This window comes from Bradyrhizobium sp. STM 3809, assembly GCF_000239795.1.
In the GTDB taxonomy this organism is placed as follows: domain Bacteria; phylum Pseudomonadota; class Alphaproteobacteria; order Rhizobiales; family Xanthobacteraceae; genus Bradyrhizobium.
Genome location: NZ_CAFJ01000468.1, coordinates 1 through 20380, shown reverse-complemented (window position 1 = coordinate 20380; position 20380 = coordinate 1). Strand labels below are relative to the sequence as shown.

The 20380-nt window shown below is 58.6% G+C and carries 19 protein-coding genes; 10 read left to right on the top strand and 9 right to left on the bottom strand.

From position 1 onward, the window contains the following. On the top strand, positions 1–261 hold a 261-nt coding region (locus tag BRAS3809_RS37110; RefSeq protein WP_210161109.1), incomplete at its 5' end, for a hypothetical protein. A 385-nt stretch (positions 262–646) separates the two neighbouring features. On the opposite strand, the gene BRAS3809_RS21595 is transcribed toward BRAS3809_RS37110, so the two are convergent. After that, complete coding sequence (locus BRAS3809_RS21595; protein ID WP_008964157.1) at positions 647–1366, bottom strand: PEP-CTERM domain protein; 720 nt, start codon at positions 1364–1366, stop codon at positions 647–649. Between the two features lie 432 nt (positions 1367–1798). On the opposite strand from BRAS3809_RS21595, the gene BRAS3809_RS21590 reads away from it, so the two are divergent. Continuing rightward, complete coding sequence (locus BRAS3809_RS21590; RefSeq protein WP_008964155.1) at positions 1799–3718, top strand: hypothetical protein; 1920 nt, start codon at positions 1799–1801, stop codon at positions 3716–3718. Between the two features lie 102 nt (positions 3719–3820). Continuing rightward, positions 3821–5062: a glycosyltransferase family 4 protein gene (locus BRAS3809_RS21585; protein ID WP_008964154.1), complete on the top strand. Its 1242-nt coding sequence runs from the start codon at positions 3821–3823 to the stop codon at positions 5060–5062. 24 nt (positions 5063–5086) lie between these two features. Here BRAS3809_RS21585 and xrt read toward each other — a convergent pair whose 3' ends face one another. The 3 genes from xrt to BRAS3809_RS21570 all read right to left on the bottom strand — a co-directional run bounded on the left by xrt (position 5087) and on the right by BRAS3809_RS21570 (position 7122). Beyond that, positions 5087–5995, bottom strand: a complete 909-nt coding sequence (xrt, locus tag BRAS3809_RS21580; RefSeq protein ID WP_083839143.1) for an exosortase — start codon at positions 5993–5995, stop codon at positions 5087–5089. Between the two features lie 82 nt (positions 5996–6077). After that, a complete protein-coding gene (locus BRAS3809_RS21575) occupies positions 6078–6344 on the bottom strand; it encodes an XrtV sorting system accessory protein (RefSeq protein ID WP_008964152.1) in 267 nt (88 codons plus the stop codon). Positions 6345–6366: 22 nt separating this feature from the next. Next, positions 6367–7122 (bottom strand): hypothetical protein, encoded by a 756-nt coding sequence (locus BRAS3809_RS21570; protein ID WP_008964151.1) that lies wholly within the window; start codon positions 7120–7122, stop codon positions 6367–6369. A 353-nt stretch (positions 7123–7475) separates the two neighbouring features. Between BRAS3809_RS21570 and epsI the strand changes: the two genes are divergently transcribed. Beyond that, on the top strand, positions 7476–8168 hold the full coding sequence (epsI, locus tag BRAS3809_RS21565) for an exosortase-associated protein EpsI, V-type (protein ID WP_008964150.1): 693 nt from the start codon (positions 7476–7478) through the stop codon (positions 8166–8168). Positions 8169–8228: 60 nt separating this feature from the next. Further along, positions 8229–8882, top strand: coding sequence for a S1 family peptidase (locus BRAS3809_RS21560; protein WP_240535737.1), 654 nt, complete (start codon positions 8229–8231; stop codon positions 8880–8882). A 12-nt stretch (positions 8883–8894) separates the two neighbouring features. On the opposite strand, the gene BRAS3809_RS21555 is transcribed toward BRAS3809_RS21560, so the two are convergent. Further along, positions 8895–9719: a CpsD/CapB family tyrosine-protein kinase gene (locus tag BRAS3809_RS21555; protein ID WP_008964148.1), complete on the bottom strand. Its 825-nt coding sequence runs from the start codon at positions 9717–9719 to the stop codon at positions 8895–8897. Between the two features lie 12 nt (positions 9720–9731). After that, positions 9732–11036: a GumC domain-containing protein gene (locus BRAS3809_RS21550; RefSeq protein ID WP_008964147.1), complete on the bottom strand. Its 1305-nt coding sequence runs from the start codon at positions 11034–11036 to the stop codon at positions 9732–9734. A 200-nt stretch (positions 11037–11236) separates the two neighbouring features. On the opposite strand from BRAS3809_RS21550, the gene BRAS3809_RS21545 reads away from it, so the two are divergent. From BRAS3809_RS21545 to BRAS3809_RS21535, 3 genes are all read left to right on the top strand, one after another. Then, positions 11237–12082 (top strand): ExeA family protein, encoded by an 846-nt coding sequence (locus BRAS3809_RS21545; protein ID WP_008964146.1) that lies wholly within the window; start codon positions 11237–11239, stop codon positions 12080–12082. Positions 12083–12227: 145 nt separating this feature from the next. Continuing rightward, complete coding sequence (locus tag BRAS3809_RS21540; protein ID WP_052523465.1) at positions 12228–12839, top strand: polysaccharide biosynthesis/export family protein; 612 nt, start codon at positions 12228–12230, stop codon at positions 12837–12839. Between the two features lie 3 nt (positions 12840–12842). Then, positions 12843–14102, top strand: coding sequence for a porin family protein (locus BRAS3809_RS21535; RefSeq protein ID WP_240535736.1), 1260 nt, complete (start codon positions 12843–12845; stop codon positions 14100–14102). Between the two features lie 6 nt (positions 14103–14108). Here the strand turns inward: BRAS3809_RS21535 and BRAS3809_RS21530 are convergent, their stop codons facing one another. The 3 genes from BRAS3809_RS21530 to BRAS3809_RS21520 form a co-directional block, all read right to left on the bottom strand. Then, positions 14109–16433 (bottom strand): tetratricopeptide repeat protein, encoded by a 2325-nt coding sequence (locus BRAS3809_RS21530; RefSeq protein ID WP_240535735.1) that lies wholly within the window; start codon positions 16431–16433, stop codon positions 14109–14111. Positions 16434–16515: 82 nt separating this feature from the next. Continuing rightward, a complete protein-coding gene (locus tag BRAS3809_RS21525; protein ID WP_240535734.1) occupies positions 16516–17820 on the bottom strand; it encodes a WecB/TagA/CpsF family glycosyltransferase in 1305 nt (434 codons plus the stop codon). A 73-nt stretch (positions 17821–17893) separates the two neighbouring features. Continuing rightward, the gene (locus tag BRAS3809_RS21520; protein ID WP_008964141.1) at positions 17894–19081 is read right to left on the bottom strand and encodes a glycosyltransferase family 2 protein; all 1188 of its coding nucleotides are present in this window, start codon (positions 19079–19081) and stop codon (positions 17894–17896) included. A 212-nt stretch (positions 19082–19293) separates the two neighbouring features. On the opposite strand from BRAS3809_RS21520, the gene BRAS3809_RS37710 reads away from it, so the two are divergent. Beyond that, positions 19294–19857, top strand: coding sequence for a serine acetyltransferase (locus BRAS3809_RS37710; RefSeq protein WP_083839142.1), 564 nt, complete (start codon positions 19294–19296; stop codon positions 19855–19857). After that, positions 19854–20380: glycosyltransferase (locus tag BRAS3809_RS21510; RefSeq protein WP_139017403.1), on the top strand; the 527-nt coding region annotated here is incomplete at its 3' end. The genes BRAS3809_RS37710 and BRAS3809_RS21510, both read left to right, overlap by 4 nt.

Below are 20380 nucleotides of genomic sequence, written 5' to 3'. Positions count from 1 at the left end.
TGGGTCTTGGAGGATCCCAAACCGGAAAGCTGCTTCTTTGCCGGCTATGTAGCGTTAGCGGTCTTCCGGACGTTTGCAGAAGTCGAACTTTTCATAGCTCAGTTCTATATGGCACCGATGATCTTCCTCGCCGCATTTTACTATGCTGCTACGGCGCGCGATGGACGCGCCGCCAGACATCCATCGGCATCAGCCGACGCGCAGTTACCACCGATGGCTGACGCGACATTGGCGCCGCTCACGCTGCGGCCAGAGCCATGACCAAGCCACAGCTGTCCTGAACGCCATGGCGGATCCGATCCGAGGGGCACTCACATCATCGGAGTAATTTGTTTCGTGCACCGGTCCCGGACGAAGCGGCTTCGTTTCATCGACAGGATTCGTGGCCGAAGTCCGGAATTCGCAATTTCCGACCCCATGCTTGATGAAGACGTCCATTGCGCCGCGGGGGCGCTGCTCAAGCAAATTGCCGAATAATCTTCAAGGGGCCGGAAGCTGTGAGACGTCGGAGCACTCGCCACCGCTTGCCAGGCGACAAAAGAGCCGCTGCTCACGTACTCATCAGCTCAAAACTCGACAATAGGCTTCAGCAAAAAAGGCTGCCCAAAATGGGCAGCCTTTTTGTATGTCGTGGTATCGGTCTTGCTTAAACGAGACGGAAGGCCGGACCACCATTGCGACGGCGATAACCGATGAAACCGACACTCATGAAGCCGATAATCATCATCATCCAAGTAGAGGCCTCGGGCACACCCTGGGTCAGAGTGGCGAAGTTCACTGCGATATTATCGACTTCGAACGAGTTCTGGGCTCCACTGCCCAAGACAACAGTGTCGAAGTAGGACGCCAGATCAAACTTGAACTCGACGTAGCGATTCGACTGCGCGGAGGTCAAGTTGGCGGGCAACGATGCGATGAGACCCGTGATATCGTTCCCGCCGAACGTCTGGATGAGGGCGTTGTTCTTGTAGAACGAGATCGAGTTGTAGGTATCCAGCGATCCAATGTAGAGGCCGAAGTAGTTTCCGACGGTGCCATTGTTGATCTTGATTGTCTCCGTCGTATTACCGAAGACGCTCAGATAATTCGTCTTATCAGCCCCGCCTGCCATGAAAGGGGCAGCGTACTGACCGGCGACACTACCGTTCTCGACCTTCGCCCCCTTGGACGAGAAGGTCAGGGCACCATTGGTAAAATCAGCGAAGCTTCCGGCGGAACGGCTATCGAACGTTTCGAGAACCTGACCAGGCACTACCGCGGGTACATTGGTGCCGAAGTTCAGCAGATCCAGCGTAACGGCGGCCTTGGCCGGGACGGAAGCAATGCATGCGGCGGTCAATGCCAGCAAAGCCAATGATTTTCGCATTACGCGACCCCCATCTAGATTAGGATAAATGAATTCTTAACGCGGTGTATCTTGATTATCGCTTCGGCGCCGCGAAAGCAAGGTCAGATAGCCGCGATCTCGCCATCGGGACGACACGAACTGATCGCTGTGCTTGTGGAGCAACATATTTCAACGGTTCGGATCAAGAATCTGACGGCCCACTTTGTTGAAGTTTTTTTTGCCGCCCACACGGAATCGTTGTTGATTCCATTGAAGATTCAACCTTACGAAGTCTCGGGACGCGACGCCCCCAGGCTAATTTGCTCCGCGGCTGAATGCATGGGAGCGGTATTATTTTAGGTCAAACGGCAAAGACAAACTGTAAATTCCAGCGAGGTTTTTCCACGTATTTTATGTCAAGGTACGGTCCTATTGTTTCGAGCTCCTTCTTGTTGAGTTTTTTCTGACGCCATGGTCGTGGATCCCGCACGCACTGCCAGCGATTTTGATCTTCTCGGCCAACCGTTTCGATTCCTGCGCATTACGCCGTCGGCTACGAAGCGTGCCATGGAAGATGCTGTTCAGGTTATCCGGGAGGCAAGTGCGGCCGTGCCACAGGAACTCCTAACCGCGCATCAAGCCCTTTCCGACCTCAAGACCCGATTGTTTCACGAATTGACATATCCGCTGGCCTGCTCGCCCGGCGATGTGGAAGCCTTTTATCTCGCCCTCGACAATGGGGTTTCGACGAAGGAAGCGTTGTCGTTTGTGCAGCGGCTTTCGCCACTCGATCGTGCGAACTTTTTAGCGCATGTTGCAAATCGACGTCCTGCACCGGGCGAATTGCTCATCGATCTGATCTCCGCTCAAGCTGCCATCGATACAAACGAGGTCTATGCAGCGATCAAGGCCGCTCGTCAGAGTGCGGAGCTTCCGCCACCGTCCCTCGTCAGCGTGAGTGATGGAATCTCCCGTGCCTGCGACGTGCAATTGACGGCAGCTCTGCGAGGCTACCCAACCGTCTGGGAAGCAATTCCGGCTGTGCTGGACTGCACGATCCATATCCTCTCCACGGGAGCTAGCGACTGCTGGAGCCGCCTCGATCTCCTGTTGGACAAGTACGAGGCAGCTATCGACCAACCACGACTGGAGGCTAAGGGATTCATCGAGCAGGTTTGCGCGTTGCTGCGGGAGCAGCCAAACCATCGGGCGCTCCACGAGCGTCTCCGAGATTCCGTTCATTTGTGGACCTCACTTTGCCGACCCGTGCTGGCTCGTCAGCTCACATATAGACCTGACGGGGATCTCGATACGCCGCTCGGGACGATTCGCGATCTACTCGAAGAGTTGGCACAAACCGGCGCGGCCAAAGCCGCATTAGCCATTAGCGATGCGACCCGGGAGATCTTCGCAGCCGTCCCGACGACGATGGACCAACTGAGCGCAGACGCCCGGTTGCTGTCCAGACTGACCCTGGCGGCGCAGCTCGAGGAGCTGAATTCAGCCATCGAAGGCGCGAAAGCGGACTCGCCAGCAATCATTAATGCGCTTGAAAGCTCAGGTTTCGGCGAGCAGTCTGTGGGCCAGGCGAGAGTCCTCTGGCTTGCGTTCACCCAGGCGTCTAAGACCGCGGATACGACTTCGCGTGAGCTGGCCTGGAAGCAGATCCATCAGTTCACCTTGCGGCTGAGCAACGCACCCGGCGCGGGAAAAGCTGTTATTGCGCTCATTTCCGGCTTGATCGTCTACGGTGAGGCCAATGCCCCCCCGCCCACGCTAATGAGGGAAATGCGGAACAGCCTTCAATTCATGCAATCCTTCGTCGGAGCAGCGCCTCACGAGAACAACCATAAGCCCGTCGCGACGCCGACGCCACCGTCCCCCAGGCCTAGTCTGTTCAGTGGATTGCGACGGATGACGTCGAAGCGAAAGGCAGTCTCTCGGGGGAATCTGAAGCGCCGGCTATGGAGGTTGTTGATGCTCGGCATTGGCGGCCTTATTGCAATCACGCTCGGCGGCATCGCGATCAATCTCAGTCTAAATTGGTTCCGCAGCTCATCTAAGAGTGTTGCAATGCCCGCAACAGCAGCCGACGATGCTCCTCCCTTGGCACTAGCACAGACGATCCCTCCCGTTGGAACTGGACAGCGCCTGGACGTGCCCGCGGTCCGCTATTGTCATTTTCAGAAGGAACGCCTGAGGTTCATCAAGCAATCGATTAAAACTCCGGAGCAGGCTCGGCATCTCAACCTGCTTGTGGTCGACTATAATTCCCGTTGCTCAGATTTCTTCTATCGTGACGATGATCTGAGACAGGTTCAGGCTGAGGTTGATGCGAACGCCCCCAGTCTAGCGCAGGAGGCCAAACAGATTATTGCGGGGTGGCAATAGCGCGAGCCACGGTCTAAAACGCTCGCGACCGAAGCGACCTGATCATAGAGGACGGGGATCCCCTCAGCCTGAAGCCGGTCAACTCACCCAAAAGTTCAGAACATGCGCATCGTCATCGTCGCAAGCAATGCATCTCGTCGCTTCGGCGGCGAAGCCTTCATTCCGTTCAACTATTTCAGGCTGCTGCTGGCCCGTGGAGAAGATGTCCATCTCGTCGCGCACGCCCGCAATCGCGATGAACTTTATCAGGAGTTCAGCCAGCATTCCGAGCGGCTTCATTTTGCGAGGGATACGGCGTTTCACCGCGGCCTGATCTGGCTAAGCCGCTACCTCCCGCGTCGTGTGGCGGACATCACCTGCGGCCTAGCTATCCATCTCAGCACACAATGGGCACAGCGCCGATTGATCATCGACCTCATGAAACAGGGACGAGTGGACGTCGTTCATGAGCCGATCCCGGTTTCACCCAAGACGCCCTCCTTGATGTACGGTCTAGAGACCGCCGTCGTTGTCGGTCCTCTCAATGGCGGCATGGAGTATCCGGAGGCTTTTCGGCGGGAGCAGGATATCCTCTCGCGAACTGCGCTTCGACTCGGCCGCTCACTTGCCGGAATCGCTCAGTCCATCTTTCCCGGCAAGCTGCGTGCGGACGTGGTTCTGGTCGCAAACGAGCGCACCCGCCATGCTTTGCCCGGCGGCGTCTCGGGCACGATCGCAAATCTCGTCGAGAATGGGGTCGACTTCTCGATCTGGCGTCGCGAGAACCAGCGCAAGACTAAAAACATCAAGTTCATCTTCGTCGGCCGATTGGTGGACTGGAAGGCTGTCGACATCGTCATCGAAGCCCTCGCAAGGATCTCGGAAAGCTGCTCGCTTCATCTCGAGATCGTCGGAGACGGTCCGATGCGCAAAGAGTGGGAGGCACTCGCCGGACGCAAGGGAGTCGCATCGCAAGTCATGTTTTCCGGCTGGTTGTCGCAGGAAGCCTGCGCAGCCCGAATGCGCGCATCGGCAGCGCTGGTCCTGCCCAGCCTGTTCGAATGTGGCGGGGCGGTGGTTCTAGAGGCGATGGCCATGGGCTTGCCCGTGATCGCGACAGGCTGGGGAGGACCGGTCGACTATCTCGATTCCAATTGCGGTGTATTAGTCAAGCCGGAGTCGCGCGAAGCATTGATCGCCGGATTCGCCACAGCCATGCGCGAAATTGCGCTGTCAGCTCCGCTGCGGGAGCGGCTTGGTCAAGCAGGTTACGAACGCGCACGGGCGCAGTTCGATTGGGAGCGAAAGATCGACCGGATCCTAGAGGTCTATCGGCAGGCCGCCAGTCAGGTCATGACACGCTAGCATCAAGCAAAGCGTGCCACTGCGTCATGCTCGTTTGCCGCGGAATATTCTGAGCAAAACGCTGAGTCCGGCGTCGGAGAGGAACATCAAGACCACTGCGACGACGAAGAGCAAAACTCCAGTCAGATCGTGCAGCGGCCCCTCCATCCTATCAACACCACCGTAATAGGCGATCAGGACCAGTGAGGTCACACGCATGAAATTGGCGAACACGGTGATCGGTATGATCAGCAGCAGGAGAGCAAACGCTCTGATCTTCTCATCCCAACGGAAAGCGTAGACGTAGAAAACTCCCAGAGCCGACAGCACGAAGATTGAATTCAGACCCGAGCAGGCGTCTTGGACGAGCAGCTGATAGGGGCCGATCAGGATGACTACGCCGTTCTGGGCGATCGGATAGCCGGCGGTGTAAAGCAGCTGAGTGACCGAGTCCGAGATGAAGACCTTCAGCGGGATCGTCGCGGCATCCACCATCCAACCCGGCGCAGGTGCCGAGAAGATCAGGAAGCCGATCGGGAAGGCCAGGATCCGGAGCAGTCGCCAGCCCGCCAACAATAACACTGTACCAGCGATGACCGGGATCTCGGAGAGCACTTCGAGAAACCAGACGTCCTGATTTCGCGCCAAGACCAGGAGACAAAGTCCCGACAGGAGACACGTCCAGCCTGGCAGCGGCGCTGGACGAAGCTCAACACCCCGGATCAATGCGCGCGAGCGCCAAGCGAGCCACGCAGAAGCGGCAATGATCAAAGGACCGTGCCCCTCCTGCTCCGTGCGCCAAGGCCCTTGAGCAAGGGTGATGAAAGTGGGCGCATAGGCTATCGTAAACGCGACGGCGACCACCGCAGGCCAAAACCAGCGTCGCGACGCCGGTGCCCAGCACTCCGCACTCGTTTCAAAGGAAGTCATCACGCCAAAAATTTGTTGCAACAAGCATTAAGCCGTACCATTGGGCAAAACACTGCGCAATGGCACCACGAGGCGCAGATTTCAACGCTTCGCGACCTTTTGCCCCCTAGCGGGAGCGAAGCGTGAGAAACGCGTGGGCCGCGCCGGCCCCCGTCAGCACAAGCGCAAGCAGTGGCCAGCCATTGTTGCCCAGCTGGTTCGCAACTGCGAAAGCAATGGCGCTCAGCGCCAAGCGGAGCACGGTACGAGACTCCCGATCGGACCAGACGAAGAACGCGACCGCCATCGTCAGGAAGCAGAACACAGTCAGGATATCGAACGGCTCTTGCATGGTGACCACGACCGGAATGCGCGGCGAGCCCCGGATCTTCACCAGGCTCGGAAAAAGATTCAGCTCACTGGGGCGCCTGCATCTTCATGATATCAGCGTATTCCCCCTCGTACTTGGCCGCCAGCACAGCCTCTACGGACGCAAGACTTGCCTCCGACCTCGCCAGGTCAAGCTGCATGGCCTGCCGCGCCTGGCGAGCTGCGGCCTCTCCTTCCAAGGGCCGCGTCTCGACAGAATTGACCATGAAGAACAAGCTGTTGGGCTGGCCTTTCAGCAGGAAAACATCGTCGGCCTGCCGAGTGCGAATACGGTCGAAGACATCCGCAGGAACATCCGCGCTGCTCAAGGTCCCAGTCGAGCGGGAATGCGCGATACCAAGCGCTGCGAGCTTCTGCGCCACCTCATCGAGCGACTTCATCTCACGCGTGGCGTCGAACACCTCCTGCGAGGCGGCATTTGTCGGCACCACGATCTGCTCAATCCTGGCCACCTGACGATTGGCAAACTTCATGGGATTGTTCTTGATGTAGAGCTCAACATCGCTTCCGACGATCGCAGAGCTCTTTTTGGCGACGTCTCGCGAAGCAGCGGCCTTGGCGAGAACGGTCTCCCTCGCCCGGAGCAGATCCAGCAGAACGGTCGGCTCGCGGTCGAGCTTTGCGTCCAAAGCCTGGCGCACCAGATATTTACGCGAGACCAGCTCTCCCAGCACTTGCCTTACGATTGCGGGATCCTTGCGCTTGTCCGTCGGGACTTGGGCGATGCGGAACTCATTGTCGAGCTCTTGCGTGGTCACGACGTCCTCGCCAAGGCGGGCCACGATTTGGCTCCTGGCGGCTTCTGTCTTCTCCTCGACCTTCCTGCTGCACGCGATCAAAACGGCACTGCATAGGACGATCAATGCAACATTGCGACACGGACGGTTGAGCCTAAATGCACTCATCAAATAGCTCCAAAACGAAGAATGCCATTGATCCAAGATCGGAATGCCGTGCCGGTGGCTCTGCCATATCCCTCCGGCGAAGAGACCGTTACATGCACAGGAAACGCTGGTACCGTCATCTCCGGCTTGCGTCGAGGGCCTTGGCCGAGCTTGAGAAAATTGGCCTCCTATGGTGATATTCGGCGGCAGTCCGGCTGTCCGGCCTGCGGGTTCGTATCCGAGGCTCCGCGATGAAAGTCAATCCGGTTCAAGCTATCCTTGCAGCACTAGCGATTCTCGGTTCGGCGCTGCTGGCGGAGACGCTGCGGCCGCGAGAACTGATGGCCAATGCCTCGACCGTGCCCAATCTCGAAAAGGTCATTCCGACCAAGTTTGGGGAGTGGACGCTGGTCCCAAATGTCGGCTTGGTGACGCCTGATCCGAGCGGTTTCGTCGAGGACGCCTCTGTCAAGATTTATAGCCAGGAAGTCGGGCGCGGCTATATGGACCGCGCCGGCAACATTGTCATGCTGCTGGTGGCCTATGGGCCGGTGCAGGACTATCGCCTGAAGGCGCACCTTCCCGAAGTCTGTTACGGCGCGGCGGGGTTTCGTGTCACTGAGAAGAGGCTTAGCTCTGTTTCGTATCGTGCCGAGGCCAATCCCCTGCCGCTCAGCCGCGTCACCGCGACCAAAGAGGGTCGCTTCGAGCCGGTGACCTATTGGATTCGGATTGGCAATGACGTTGTCACCGGGGTTTTCGACCGGCAGCTTGTGCGCATGAAATATGGCTTGAGGGGACTCATCCCGGACGGGGCGCTGTTTCGTGTATCCACCGTTGGGATCTCCGAGGATGCTGCTTACCGGCTGCAGGCGAGATTCATTCAGGATCTCATCACCGCGATCGGGCCCAACAACGAAAAGTTCTTCGTCGGAGCACCCTGAGGCCGGGCCATGACCCCAGGGACGTTCCGCCGGGTAAGATGTTTGGGGTGGTGTCTTTCATTGTCATTCAGCCTGGGTTGCCCCGCCGCCAAGGCGACCGATCAGCCGAACTCCTTGTCTTCCCTCGCGGTGGTCATCAGTTCACCTCAGAAGGTTAGGCTGGGTAGCGGCATCTATCTCGGAGAAGGCTTGGTTCTGACAGCGTCGCATGTGCTCGGCGACAGGTGGCAACCTGCTCCGTTAGTCTGGATTGCAGGCACGCAACTCCCGGCCAAAGTGGTCAAGCAGGAACCGTTCGATTCTTCTGACCTGACGTTGCTTTCAATTGACGAACACGGCCTTCCCCGCGAGTTTCAAACCCTGCACATTGCGCTATGCGAAGCACCACCGAGACCCGGCGACCGCGTCTTGAGCATTAGCCCCGAGCAAGTCGTCGCAACCGAAATTCTCTCGCCGATTTGGGTCCCGCCGGACGCGCGCAAATTCGAAACGCTCGTCAGGGACGTCGCGAGCACCGGCAATTCGGGGTCCGGCGTCTTTGACGCCGAAGCCCAGTGTCTCCTCGGCATCATGAGCCGTAAAATCTCGCAGGTCATCCCGCCGGCGAAGGGCAGCGGTCAGCAGCCCGTCTTATTCGACATCGCGAAGTACTTCGTCCCGGCAGCCAGGATCGCCGCATTCCTCCCGACGGGCCTCGGGCATGCACATCGTTAGCCGCCGAGCACCTCATTTTGAACCGTAGTGATAGCCGTAGCCGTAGTAGCCTTCGGCGCGTTCCGAGACCTTGTTGACCAGGACGCGGACGATCGGCGCGGACTTCAGGTGCTTGTAACATTCCTTGATGTCCGGGAGCGTCGACGTGCCCACGGCGGTGACCAGCAGAATCGACTCAAGCCAGGGCAAAATTGCGAGCACGTCGTCCCCAATCAGCACGGGAGGCAGGTCGAGGATAATCACGTGAGACCTGAAATCTCTCTTCAACGTCTCCATGAAGGCAGTCATGGCCTGCGATGCCATCCATTCGGCCGAACCGGACCTGCAAATCTCCCCTGGCAGAACAAGCATTTTGTGGTCCTGGATGGAGGTCCGCACGATTGTGCTGCCGAAGCCGGCCCGCACCTGCAGCAAGCTTAGAATTCCGTTCTTTGCTTCAATGCCAAGGTATTCAGCAACCTTCGGCTTCATCATGTCCAGGTCGATGAGCAGTACAGATCGTTCTGGCAGACGCGCGATGCTCATCGCCAGATTGCATGCGGTCACTGTCTTGCCGCAGCCCGCGGTGGGCGAGGTAATCGCCAGGATCTGCCAGCCCTGGTCATCCATCGCCTGCAGCACCTGGGTTCTCAGCATATCGTAGTAGCGACCGCCTTCCAGCATCGGATCGTGGGCGACAATGCGCTTGGACTCCAGATGCGCAGCATTCAGCCTCACGTCGCGGTAAGCGACGTCGGCGCCCGTCGAAACCTCGGGCGTGAATGGATCGAGCGAAGCATCCTTCGAACTCAGACGCGCCGACCTGGCTCGCTCGAGCGCCTGCCTTATCGGATCCAAATCTCTTCTCCGTTACCGAAACAAGCCGACGCGCGCCTTGGCAATGATCAGGTCCCATGGCAACAGCACAAAAGCGAGTACGGCAATCACAACCACGAGCCCCCCGCCTGCAGCGATCAAAGCGCGCGTGCGCAGCCTACCGCGTCGCTCTTCATTTCTGGTCACAATGTAGGGGAGCGCCACGACGAAGTGGCTATCAAACAGGTCATAGACGTCGGCCGTACGGCGGATCGTCTTGTCCAACATCTCGAGGAGCAGGGTCAAGCCGCCCCCGACCCCCAAGCCAAGCAACAGGCTGAGACCAAGGATCTTACGGCGATTGGGCCTGATCGGCTCCTGGGGAACCGCAGGCTGTTCCAGGACTTCGAATTTCTCCGACTGCTGATTTTTCTCCAGCGCCTCGCCCAGTTGAGCCGTGGCGAATTTGGCACTGGCATTTTCCAGGTTCTTCTGGATCGCCTCGCGCTGCGACTGCAGCGCGTCCAGGGTCCCGCCGTTGGAGATTGCTGGAGCAGCCGCCTTTTCGGCAGCTTCAATCTGACGTTTAAGGGCCTTCATCAACGGATGCTTGTCCGAATAGATTGCGCTTTTTTGCGCATACTCGGCTTTCATTTGAGCCACGGGATCGGTTGCGCCCGCGCTGGTGACGACCTGACTTTCCTTTGCCTGGGCGATTTTTGCCTCGAGAGCAGCGCTCTCGGCCTGGAGACGCTCAACCTCGCGGCCAAGGAACTTGGTGGTGTCGGACGCGCGGCTCGTGCGATCGCGAATGTCCTCATTCAGGATCCGAGTCACAAGCTCGTTAGCGACGCTTGCGGCGAGGCTCGGGTTCGAATCCTCATATCCAACGGTGAAAACAATCGTCGGATTTTCGGTACGGCGAGAAAAAGAAAGGCTCTGGTTGATGATGTTGATCGAAGTCTTGGCCTTCATGAGGTCGACGAGCTGGGTCGGCGACATCAAGTTTCGTTGCGCCTGGAACAGTTGGAACTTGTCGACGATCGCAATCAAATTATCGCGCGTCATCAGACGCTGCTCGATCACCTGAATACGTTCTTGAGCAGCACTGGTTACGGTCGGCCGTACGAGCTCGGTCGGGATCAGCTGGGATTGGACCAGGATCTTGCCTTCCGAGAGATAGGTTGGAGGCCAGATCCATGCGACACCCGCACCGGCAGAAACGATCACGATCAGCGGCAGCAGAAGATACAAGGACCGGCGCTTGAAAATCTCCCAATAGAACGCCGGCCTGAGAAGATTGCTCTGGCGATCGTCTCCCGTCTCGGCGTCATCCTCGTAGTTAACCTTCTGGAGCATCGGCAATCGAATCAGGCCTACGGGTGGGTGTCACAGTTGCAAATAGCGTACCATTTTTATATGGAAAAGTGGATGACATTTAGACCATTGCGCTGCCGAACCACAATAAGTTTGTTAAGCTGTATCACCGCAAGATCACTTGGCGCCAAGGCTGGCGAAGAGGGATGATCTGAGACGGCGCAGCCTTTCAAGGAACAGCGATGTACGAGGCGTATTATGGGTTTCGCGAGAAGCCCTTTACGATCCTACCCGACCCCGACCTGATCTACTGGGGCAACATGCATCGCATGGCCTATACCATGCTCGAGTTCGGGGTGACGAACAACGCCGGGTTCACGGTCATCACCGGGGGGATCGGGTGCGGCAAGACAACCCTGCTTCGCCACCTGCTCAAGAAGCTCAGCACCAACGTGACCATGGGCTTGATCTCCACTTCGCCGCAGGGACGACACGAACTGCTCCAATGGATCCTGATGTCGTTTGGGCAACCCTTCGATGGCGACTATCCAACACTATTCAAAAGACTGCAGGAGTTTCTGTATCGGCAGTATACCGCTCGGCGCCGCGCGATCCTGATCATCGACGAGGCCCAAAATCTCGGACTGGACGCGCTCGAACACCTGCGGATGCTTTCCAACATCAACGCCGACAAGCATCAGATCCTGCATCTGATCATCGTCGGACAGCCCCAATTGCGAGATCTTCTGCTCAATCCACAATTGCATCAGTTCGCACAGCGGATTTCGTCTGACTTTCATCTTCAGCCGCTGAGCCCGAGCGAGGTCGCCAATTATATTGCGTTCAGAGTGACGGAGGCAGGCTCGGACCGCATCATGTTTACCCTCGACGCTGCGGCAAAGATCGCGGAAGCCAGCGGAGGGGTGCCGCGGACCATCAACATCCTGTGCGATACAGCGCTGGTATATGGATATGCGAACGGCATCGACGTCATCTCGGGAGCTGTCGTCGAGGATGTTATTGCAGATAAGCAACAGTTCAGCATTTTGCCGCTACACAAACCGTCCAAAATCGCTAAGTACAAGTAAAGTAGAGGTTTTCTTGACCGATTGAGAACCCACAACACCGTTACGAAGAGCGGTTCAGGCTTGCGCCATAGGACCTCGCTATCCATAGTGGGCGCGGAATTGACACAAAATTGCTTTGCGTCTGCACGGGCAGATTGAGCGGAAAATGCGTAAACTGATTGTATGGGCCGGAATTCTGCTAGTTTGGGCAAGCGCGAGCTTTGGCCAGAGTTCCGACGTTCCTCCGGTCACGCTCAAGCCTGGCGACACTTTGTCAATTACCGTGCTGCAGGACCCGAAGTTTGACCGTACGGTTGTCGTGGACCCCAACGGACAAATCGCCTTCCCATTGGCGGGACACATCAAGGTGAGTGGATTAACGCCCCAACGCTTGGAACGGGTGCTGAAAAGCCGGCTGCAGCGCAATTACAAGGACGCGGGCGAGTTAGAAGTCACAGTTGCGCTCACCAGCGCGGCCAAGCCGGATGTTCCTGAAGATGACCTGAAGCCCAAGATCTTCATCACCGGCGAGGTTCTCCGTCCCGGGCCTTATACAATTCGGCAGGCTACGACTCTGGTGCAGGCACTATCGCTCGCAGGCGGCCTGGGGCCGTTTGCGGCACGCCGAAGGATCCAGGTCCGCCGCGGCACCGGCGCCAGCGAACAGATCTTCTCGTTCGATTACAAGAGCTACGAGGGTGGCGGGAACCCTGAAGCCAATATCGCACTCCAAGCCGGCGACGTGATCATTGTGCCGGAACGCGGCTTCTTGGAGTAGGCCATGATCGAGTTTGCGCGGATAAGAAGGATTACGCCGGTTGTTGCGGCCTTCGTCGGGCTCCTGCCCTGCCCTGCCCTGGCATGGGATTGGTCGTTGAGCTCAACGATGAGTGAAACCGTCGAGTTCAATGACAACCTGTTCATGCGCAACATGCTGGCAGGTGGCACCTTCGGCTCCTACACCACTGTGACCGCCAATGCGGTTGCCGTAACTCCAACTTCACGCCTGACCGTCGACAGTGATGTTGGCTATCGAAAGTATTGGGGCGGCACCAATGGGACGACGCAGACCGAGTCCGATTGGGTCGGCGTCACCGCACGCTACGAAACCCAGGGCAAGGTGCCGGGCGACAAGAACTTCCTGGATGGCAGTTTTCGACGCTCGAGCGCGGTCGTGGCCGTTCTCGGCGATCTCGGCCTGCCGACCACGGTTCATGGCGATGTCAACCGGACTGCCGTGAGAGGCGGCATCCAGCGGAGCCTGTCTGCCCTCGACACTGTTTCATTCTCGCTTGGCTCAGTGTTAACGGCCTACGACCCTGCCAGCAGCGGGACGCAGTTTACAGACTCTACGGCCTCCGCGAGCTGGAGTCATCGGATCGATCCGCTGACGACCGTCTCGGTCTCTTCTCAAGCAGAGTGGCTGAATTACGATTCCACCCCGCGCTCGAACATTGTGCTCGTGACCAGCACGGCGGGCTTCGAGTCATCGTTCTCTCCGGTATTCTCATACGGGATGAATGCTGGTGCCGTCTATGCAACGGCCGACGCCGGCACGCCTGCGTTCCCGCTCGGGAGCCCAGCGCGGCCGATCGTGGCTGGAGGATCGTCGGTTGGCTTCGTTGCCAACGCACATGCCATTTACCGGATCACCAAGAATACGACCCTGAACGTATTGGCGGCACAGACCACGTCGCCGGCCATCACGGGCGCCCTGACCAAGCGAACAACACTTCGTGCAGGCGTGACCCGGACCATCAATGCGCGGTCGAGCATTTCGGTCGCTGGCGATATCTCTCGCCAGACCTCGTCCGGAGCGACCAACGATTTCGTCTCCGGCAGTGTCTCATATGCCTACCAACTCGCTCGCGATTGGAATGCCTCGTTGACCTACCGTTACCTTCACCGAACGGCGACAACAGGCAGCGTTCTGCTTGATCCATTGACGGGCCTTCCGCTGAACAATGGCGGCGCGGCAAGCTCCAACAGCCTGATGGTGACCGTAGCCAAGACCGCGACCATTATCCCGCTGGATAATTGAGCATTCTCACCTGATTGCCGCGCGAATCTTGTCCTTGAGGGGCGTTCCATCCGGCTCCGCTCCAAGGGCAAGCTTGAGCTGCTCGTTGGCCTGAGCACCACGACCAAGGGCTAGATACCCCTGCGCCAGATGAAAGCGTGCCGCCGAAAAGCTGGGCACGCGCGCCACGAGCCCTTCAAGAAGCTTAATTGCCTCCGCCGTATTGCCGCGCTTGATCTGCGCCCAAGCATAGGTGTCCTGAAACTGCGGCAGATCCGAGCTCTTGAGACGCTCAGCCAATTGAATGCCGCGATCAATGCTCGCTTTGTCGGTCCTCTCGTCCAACAGGAGGCTTGCGAGATTATTGACCGCGAGAAGCGCATTCGGGTCGTCTTTCAGGACTGCTTCGTAACCGGAGATGGCCCCATCATTGTCGCCGCGCGACACGGCCAAGCCAGCTTGGCTGAGCCTGAGATTCAGATTGTTGGGATTCTCCTTGAGCCCGTCCTTCAAGACACCGGCGGCCTCGTTGAAGCTCTTCTCCTGGACAAACACCTCAGCAAGCAAGCGATAGCCCGCCTCGTTCTTCGGCTCTTGGGTGATGACCCGCTTGAAAATTGTCTTGGCTTCCTCGGCTCTACCCTTGGCCGACTGCGTCTGGCCCATCAGCAGGAGCAGGCCAGAATCCTCCGGGCGGCGTTTCAGCATATCTGTGAGCAGAACCTCTGCTTTTTCGGGTCGGCCAGAGCGCAAATAGGCGGCAACGAGCAATGCTGCAGGACGAAATGCCTCCGGAGCAGCGGTGTGCGCTGCTTCGAGCGAAGCGACGCTGGCTTCTAGCTTGTTCTGCCCCGCCAGCGCGGCAGCACGGATCTGATCTGCGATGGCGGCACTGTCCTCGCCGCCACGGATAAAGTCCGCGACAGCCAATGCCCCAGCCCAATTCTTGCGCGCAATCCGAACCTGCGCCAGGGCCTGCAGGAGAGGCATGCTCCGCGGGTTTCTGGCGATCGCCTCCAGCAAGACGTTTTCGGCCTGGGCGAGGTCCGGCAAGCCTTGGAGGAATGTCGCATAGGGAAGCACGAATGGCGGCGCGAAGTTGGAAAACCTCGCCGCATCGGCATATTGGCGCGCAGCCAACTCTGCCTTGCCGCTGCGCTCGAAGGCGGCGCCGAACATCAACAGCAATTCGGGTGATTTGGGCTCGTTGTTGAGCGCCTCGCGCAAATCGGCGATGGCTCCATCCACCTGCCCCGCATCCAGGCGCATTGCAGCGCGCAGTTTGAGCGCACCTGTGTTGCGGCGGTCCTTCTCAAGCACCTCAGAGAGAAGCTTGTTGGCCATGTCCGTATTGCCGCGCCTGACGTAAACCTGCGCCAGCCTGTTCTTGGCCGAGAGCGCCCGCTCCGGGGTAGCCGCCTTGATCACGGATTCAAGCACACTGGTTGCTTGATCCAGATTGCCTTGTACGTAGTCCAGATCTGCCAAAGCCATCTGGTAGGGGAAGGCATCACCTCCGGCCTTGATCCGACTTTCCAATTGCTCCCGCGCGGCCGTCGGGCTGCGGAAGCTGGACAGGAATCGCGTCAATCGGAGATTGGTCGCGACATCGGCCGGACTGGCGGCCGCTGCGGAACGGAGTTCGTTTTCTGCCTCGTCGAGCCGTCGCTCCTCGACATAGAGGTTGACCAGTTGCTCACGAAATTCAGGCTTGAAGTTGATCAACTTTTTTAGTGTGATTTCGATTTGCCCGAGATCACGCTTTCTGCCGTAGACCACCACCTTTAAGGCAAGAACACGCGGATCGTCTTGCGATGCTGAGGGCAATTGATTGATCAACTGCAACGCAGCATCGGCCTCTCCACGCGCAGCCTGCGCGCTGGCGAGCACGAGCAAAGCGTCAAAATTACCCGGCTCGAGGCGGATCGTCTGCTCTGCTTCCCTGACCGCTCCGGCTGGATCCCCGGCCTTGAACAAAATCGCTGCACGGAGGGCACGATAGTCTGCGCGGCCCTTGTCCTCGGGGCTCGCGCTATCCAGCAGCTTCAGAGCGGCGTCATTGCCGTTATTGGCGAACAGGATTTTGGCCAATCGGAGTCGGGCATCGAAGTCTTTCGGATCAAGCTCGACGATGCGCCGCAACACCTGAAACAGGCCGCCGGTATCCTTCAGTCGCTCATCGATCGCAGCAAGTGCCCGCAGCGCGTCCAATCTATTGCTGTTGAACTTCAGGGAGGTCGAGAGCGCCACGCGCGCGTTCAGATCGTCGTTTTTCTCGACGAGCGCCAGGCCGCGTTCATAATAGTCCTGGGACCGCTTCTCGGGCGACCCGCAACCGGTCAGCATGGCCATGAGCAGGGCTACGACGACGCAGCCGACGCGCCGAGCGCCAAGTACGCGGACCATAGAATACACCCTCTGGCGGAAACCGACGTTACCGACTTACCTGAAAATTGGCCGGCGATGCGACTTGCTCGTCGTCCTCTCGCCGCAGAACACGGGTCTTCGCTACTGCATGGTGCGCGTCGGAGTCCAGTAGAAAACCAAAGCCGTGGAGCCTGACGGCGCGCTGAATTCGCCGGGAGCTATTGGCAAAAACCAGCCGGCCGCCTTTTTGCAGGATCGATTTCCGCACCATCAGCAGCAGACCCAGAAAACGCGCGTCGATCGACTTCAGCTGGGCTAAATCGATTGTCAGCTCTGTGGCCTGTCGGATCCCCTCGCGCAGCGAAGGCACAGCTTCTCCGACCGTTTCCGCAACACCGTCGCCGGCCAGCAATATGGTCGGCGCGCGATCGCTGGTCGGGCACATGGACACCGAAAGCCTACGCTGCTCCTTTGCCCCAAATCTCCGCAGCATGGGCGCCAAGGCAAGCGGCAAGGCACGGGACAACATCAGACGCAACAGAACGCTTCCGTCGTGCAGATAGCGACGCCAGAGATACGGCTCCTCCTTGATGCGCCAAAGCCACTCGAAGCCGGACTTTCGAACAATCAGAGGGGCGCGCTTGAGAAGGCCAGCCTGAAAATTGATAGCGGCGCCCAAATGAGAGCGAACGGGAATTCGCAAACGATGGTGGTTGGTCCGCAGCCACGACTGCCCTTTTTGCGCTCCCAGCGAGGCAACGAGAAAACGGGCTCCCGAGGCGTTGACCGCCTCGATGATCTCATCGCTACTCATCTCCTCGACGGAACCGAATCCCGGAAACAAAGATCCGACACAGGAAACCGCGCTCGACTGACCGTTCAGCACACGCCCGGCCGTCTCCGCCACTCCTTGGGGACCGCCAAACAAGAAGACCTTCACTGATCCTTGTGGGCCAGACTTCAGCCGGTCAAAAATGTCCGAGCCGGCAACACGCCCCTTGATCGGGATGCCCATCAGCCGGGATATCCAAACGATCGGGACGCCATCCACCGGACACAGGTCGCTCATCAGCAGCGACTCCCGAAATGCCGCGTCCGTTTGTGCTGTCACCAGAAAATTGAGATTCGGGGTCGAGATCAGATATGGCTCATCGCTACGGAGCGCGGAACCGATGCGACGCACAACCTCCTCGAGCCCGACCGCGTCAATCGGAATCCCCAGGATTCCGTAAACTTCGCGATCCAGATCGTCCAATGAGACGGAGCCGTCCTGTTCTGATGATGAGGGCTCGGCCTGCAAACCACTGCTTTCTATCAGTTGAATATGCTTGCGACAAAACGACAGCGAGCACCGCCGGTCAAGCAAAATCAAACACAAACACGCCCTTAAAAAGCCCAATTTGATCCCGAAGGGCTCGGCTTCGTGAGATTCTGGTCTGCAGAACTCACCCGTGCCCTCCGCCTCGGGTCGTCCTGACCCACGCCTTTTCGCGCGCAAAGGCCCGGACATATATCCCTGCTTTGGCTGCGAGATAGGGACCAATCGCACGAAGGCTGCTCCGGGTGATGAGGTCGCGACCGCGCGCGTTCCAGGCCATCAGGATCGCAGCCACGAGGGCGAATAGCGTTGCGCATCCCACGTAGACGCCCACCCAGCCGCCCCCAAGTACGGCAGCGGTTCCATTGACCATGGTGACCACCATCGTCAGAAGGATGAGGAGGACGGTCGGCGGCACAGCGACGTCGAGACTCAAAGCCAGGAGGTCGACATCACGCTCGATAAGGGCTCTGCCTATCATTGGGCAGACCCGCTTAATCAGGATCGCCAGATGACCATGCTCCCAGCGCTGCCGCTGCGACCGCGCAGCATCTTTGGTCAATGGGAACACGCTTGTGACATGGGCGGCAGGACAGAACAGGGGCGCCTGACCGGACGACGCCAGCAGGAGCCCGAGCTCGAGATCTTCCGTCAAATGCCCGGACGCAACCTTGACGCTTTCGAGGGCACGGCGCGGAAATGCCATGCCGCTTCCCATCAGCTGGCACGGAAGGCCGAATGCGTGCAGTCCCCGCGGCCGCAGGTCGTTCTTGATGCGCCAGGCGAACTCGGCAATCTGATGATTGACTGTAGCTCCTGCTGGAGCTGACATGAGATACCGGGCCTGAACTGGCCTCCGGGTCGCGGCGCAAACGCTGGCCAGCACATCGATCGCACGGCTGTCGACGCGGCAATCGGCATCGATGACGATGACGATATCTGGATCCTCCATCGCCAGGCCGCGCAGGCCAAAGTCGAGCGCGAACCCCTTGCCCCGGTTGCGGGTATCATTCCGGCGGATCACCTCGGCGCCATTGGCGAGCGCGACCTCTGCCGTGTCGTCATTGCAATTATCGGCTATGACAAGAAGGCGATCACCCGGTCGAAGCTGAGGACGGATATCGTTGATGGTCGGCGTGATGCCAAGACCCTCATTGTGAGCGGGAATGAGCACCACGACGCGGGGGCGCTCTCCCCTTACGGGCACATGCCACTTCTCGTGCAAACAGCCGGCCAGGATTTCGACGAACAACACGAGAACGGACAGCGCCAAGGCAATGGCCAGCACCTCGAATGGAATGAAAATCCAACTCATCGTTCGGTCCAAAGCATGCCCGCGCTGGCGGGATTGAAACAAGACATCATCGGCAGCGCTTGCCGCGATCCCTCCACGACGGCCGATCACCGCTTGTCGGAAACTCGACCAGCCGCTAAGGCAGAACGGCTGTTCTTAGAGCATGACCCGGAAAGGGGAAACGTGTTTCTCCGCCGGTATCGCGCTCAGAAACTTGAAAGATTTTAGGCGCGATGCTGGTGGGATCGTCTCACGATCTGTGCAGGGGGCCAAACCAATTGGACGGCCAAGACAGACCTGCCATTGCCGACTGGTCACGAGAACGACCGCTGAGGTTCTGGGACCCCGGTCGAAAATTGCTGCTCACTGTGCGCAGATATCAATATTGGCAGCGCCGCGGCGGACCCTTCGCTACCATCTGCTGCAAGGTTCTGGTTCTTCGCCATCGCTTCTGGAGCGTCGTTACAGGGGCTGATATCCCCCTCAATAGCCACATCGGAGGGGGCCTCCTGATTCCACACCCGAACGGGATCGTCATCCACCCCGACGCCCAGATCGGCGTAAATTGCCTTTTGTTTCAGCAGGTTACGATTGGCTCGATCGAAGGCGGCAGCGCCGTTCCCACGATCAGCGATCATGTCGACGTCGGTGCGGGAGCCAAGATCCTGGGACCTGTGAGCATCCACTCCCATGCGCGCATCGGAGCGAATGCCGTCATCACCAAGGACGTTGAGGCCGGTTCCACGGCATTTGGCTTCAACCAGAGCAAACGACCTGAGGGCGAGCGTCAACCGTGAGCGTCGCCACGAAAGCCGATTCAGACGGGAACGAAGCTGACTTCGTTCATTCCGACAATTGCGACGTCACCGTGGTTCTCGTCAACTACAACACCGAGCATCTTCTGGAACGCGTCTTTGTCGCCCTGTACGCGGCGCGACGAACGCTCGCGATGCAGACCATCGTCGTCGACAACGCCTCGCGGGACAATTCCGTCGCCGTCCTCAAGAGCGACTATCCGGCCATTGAGCTGATTGCCAATACGACCAATGTCGGATTTGGACGCGCCAACAACCAAGCGCTGCCACGCATCCGCGGCCGCTACGTTCTGCTGCTCAATACCGACGCCTTCGTTGCCGATGACACGCTGACGAAGACGATCTCCTATATGGATGGCCACCCTCGTTGCGGGGTGCTTGGCGTTCGCCTGGTCGGCGAGAGCGGCACGCTGCAACCATCCTGCCGTTATTTCCCAACGCCATTGAATACGTTTCTAGCAGAGAACGGACTTGGACGTTTCTTCCCTGCCGTACAAATGGTCGA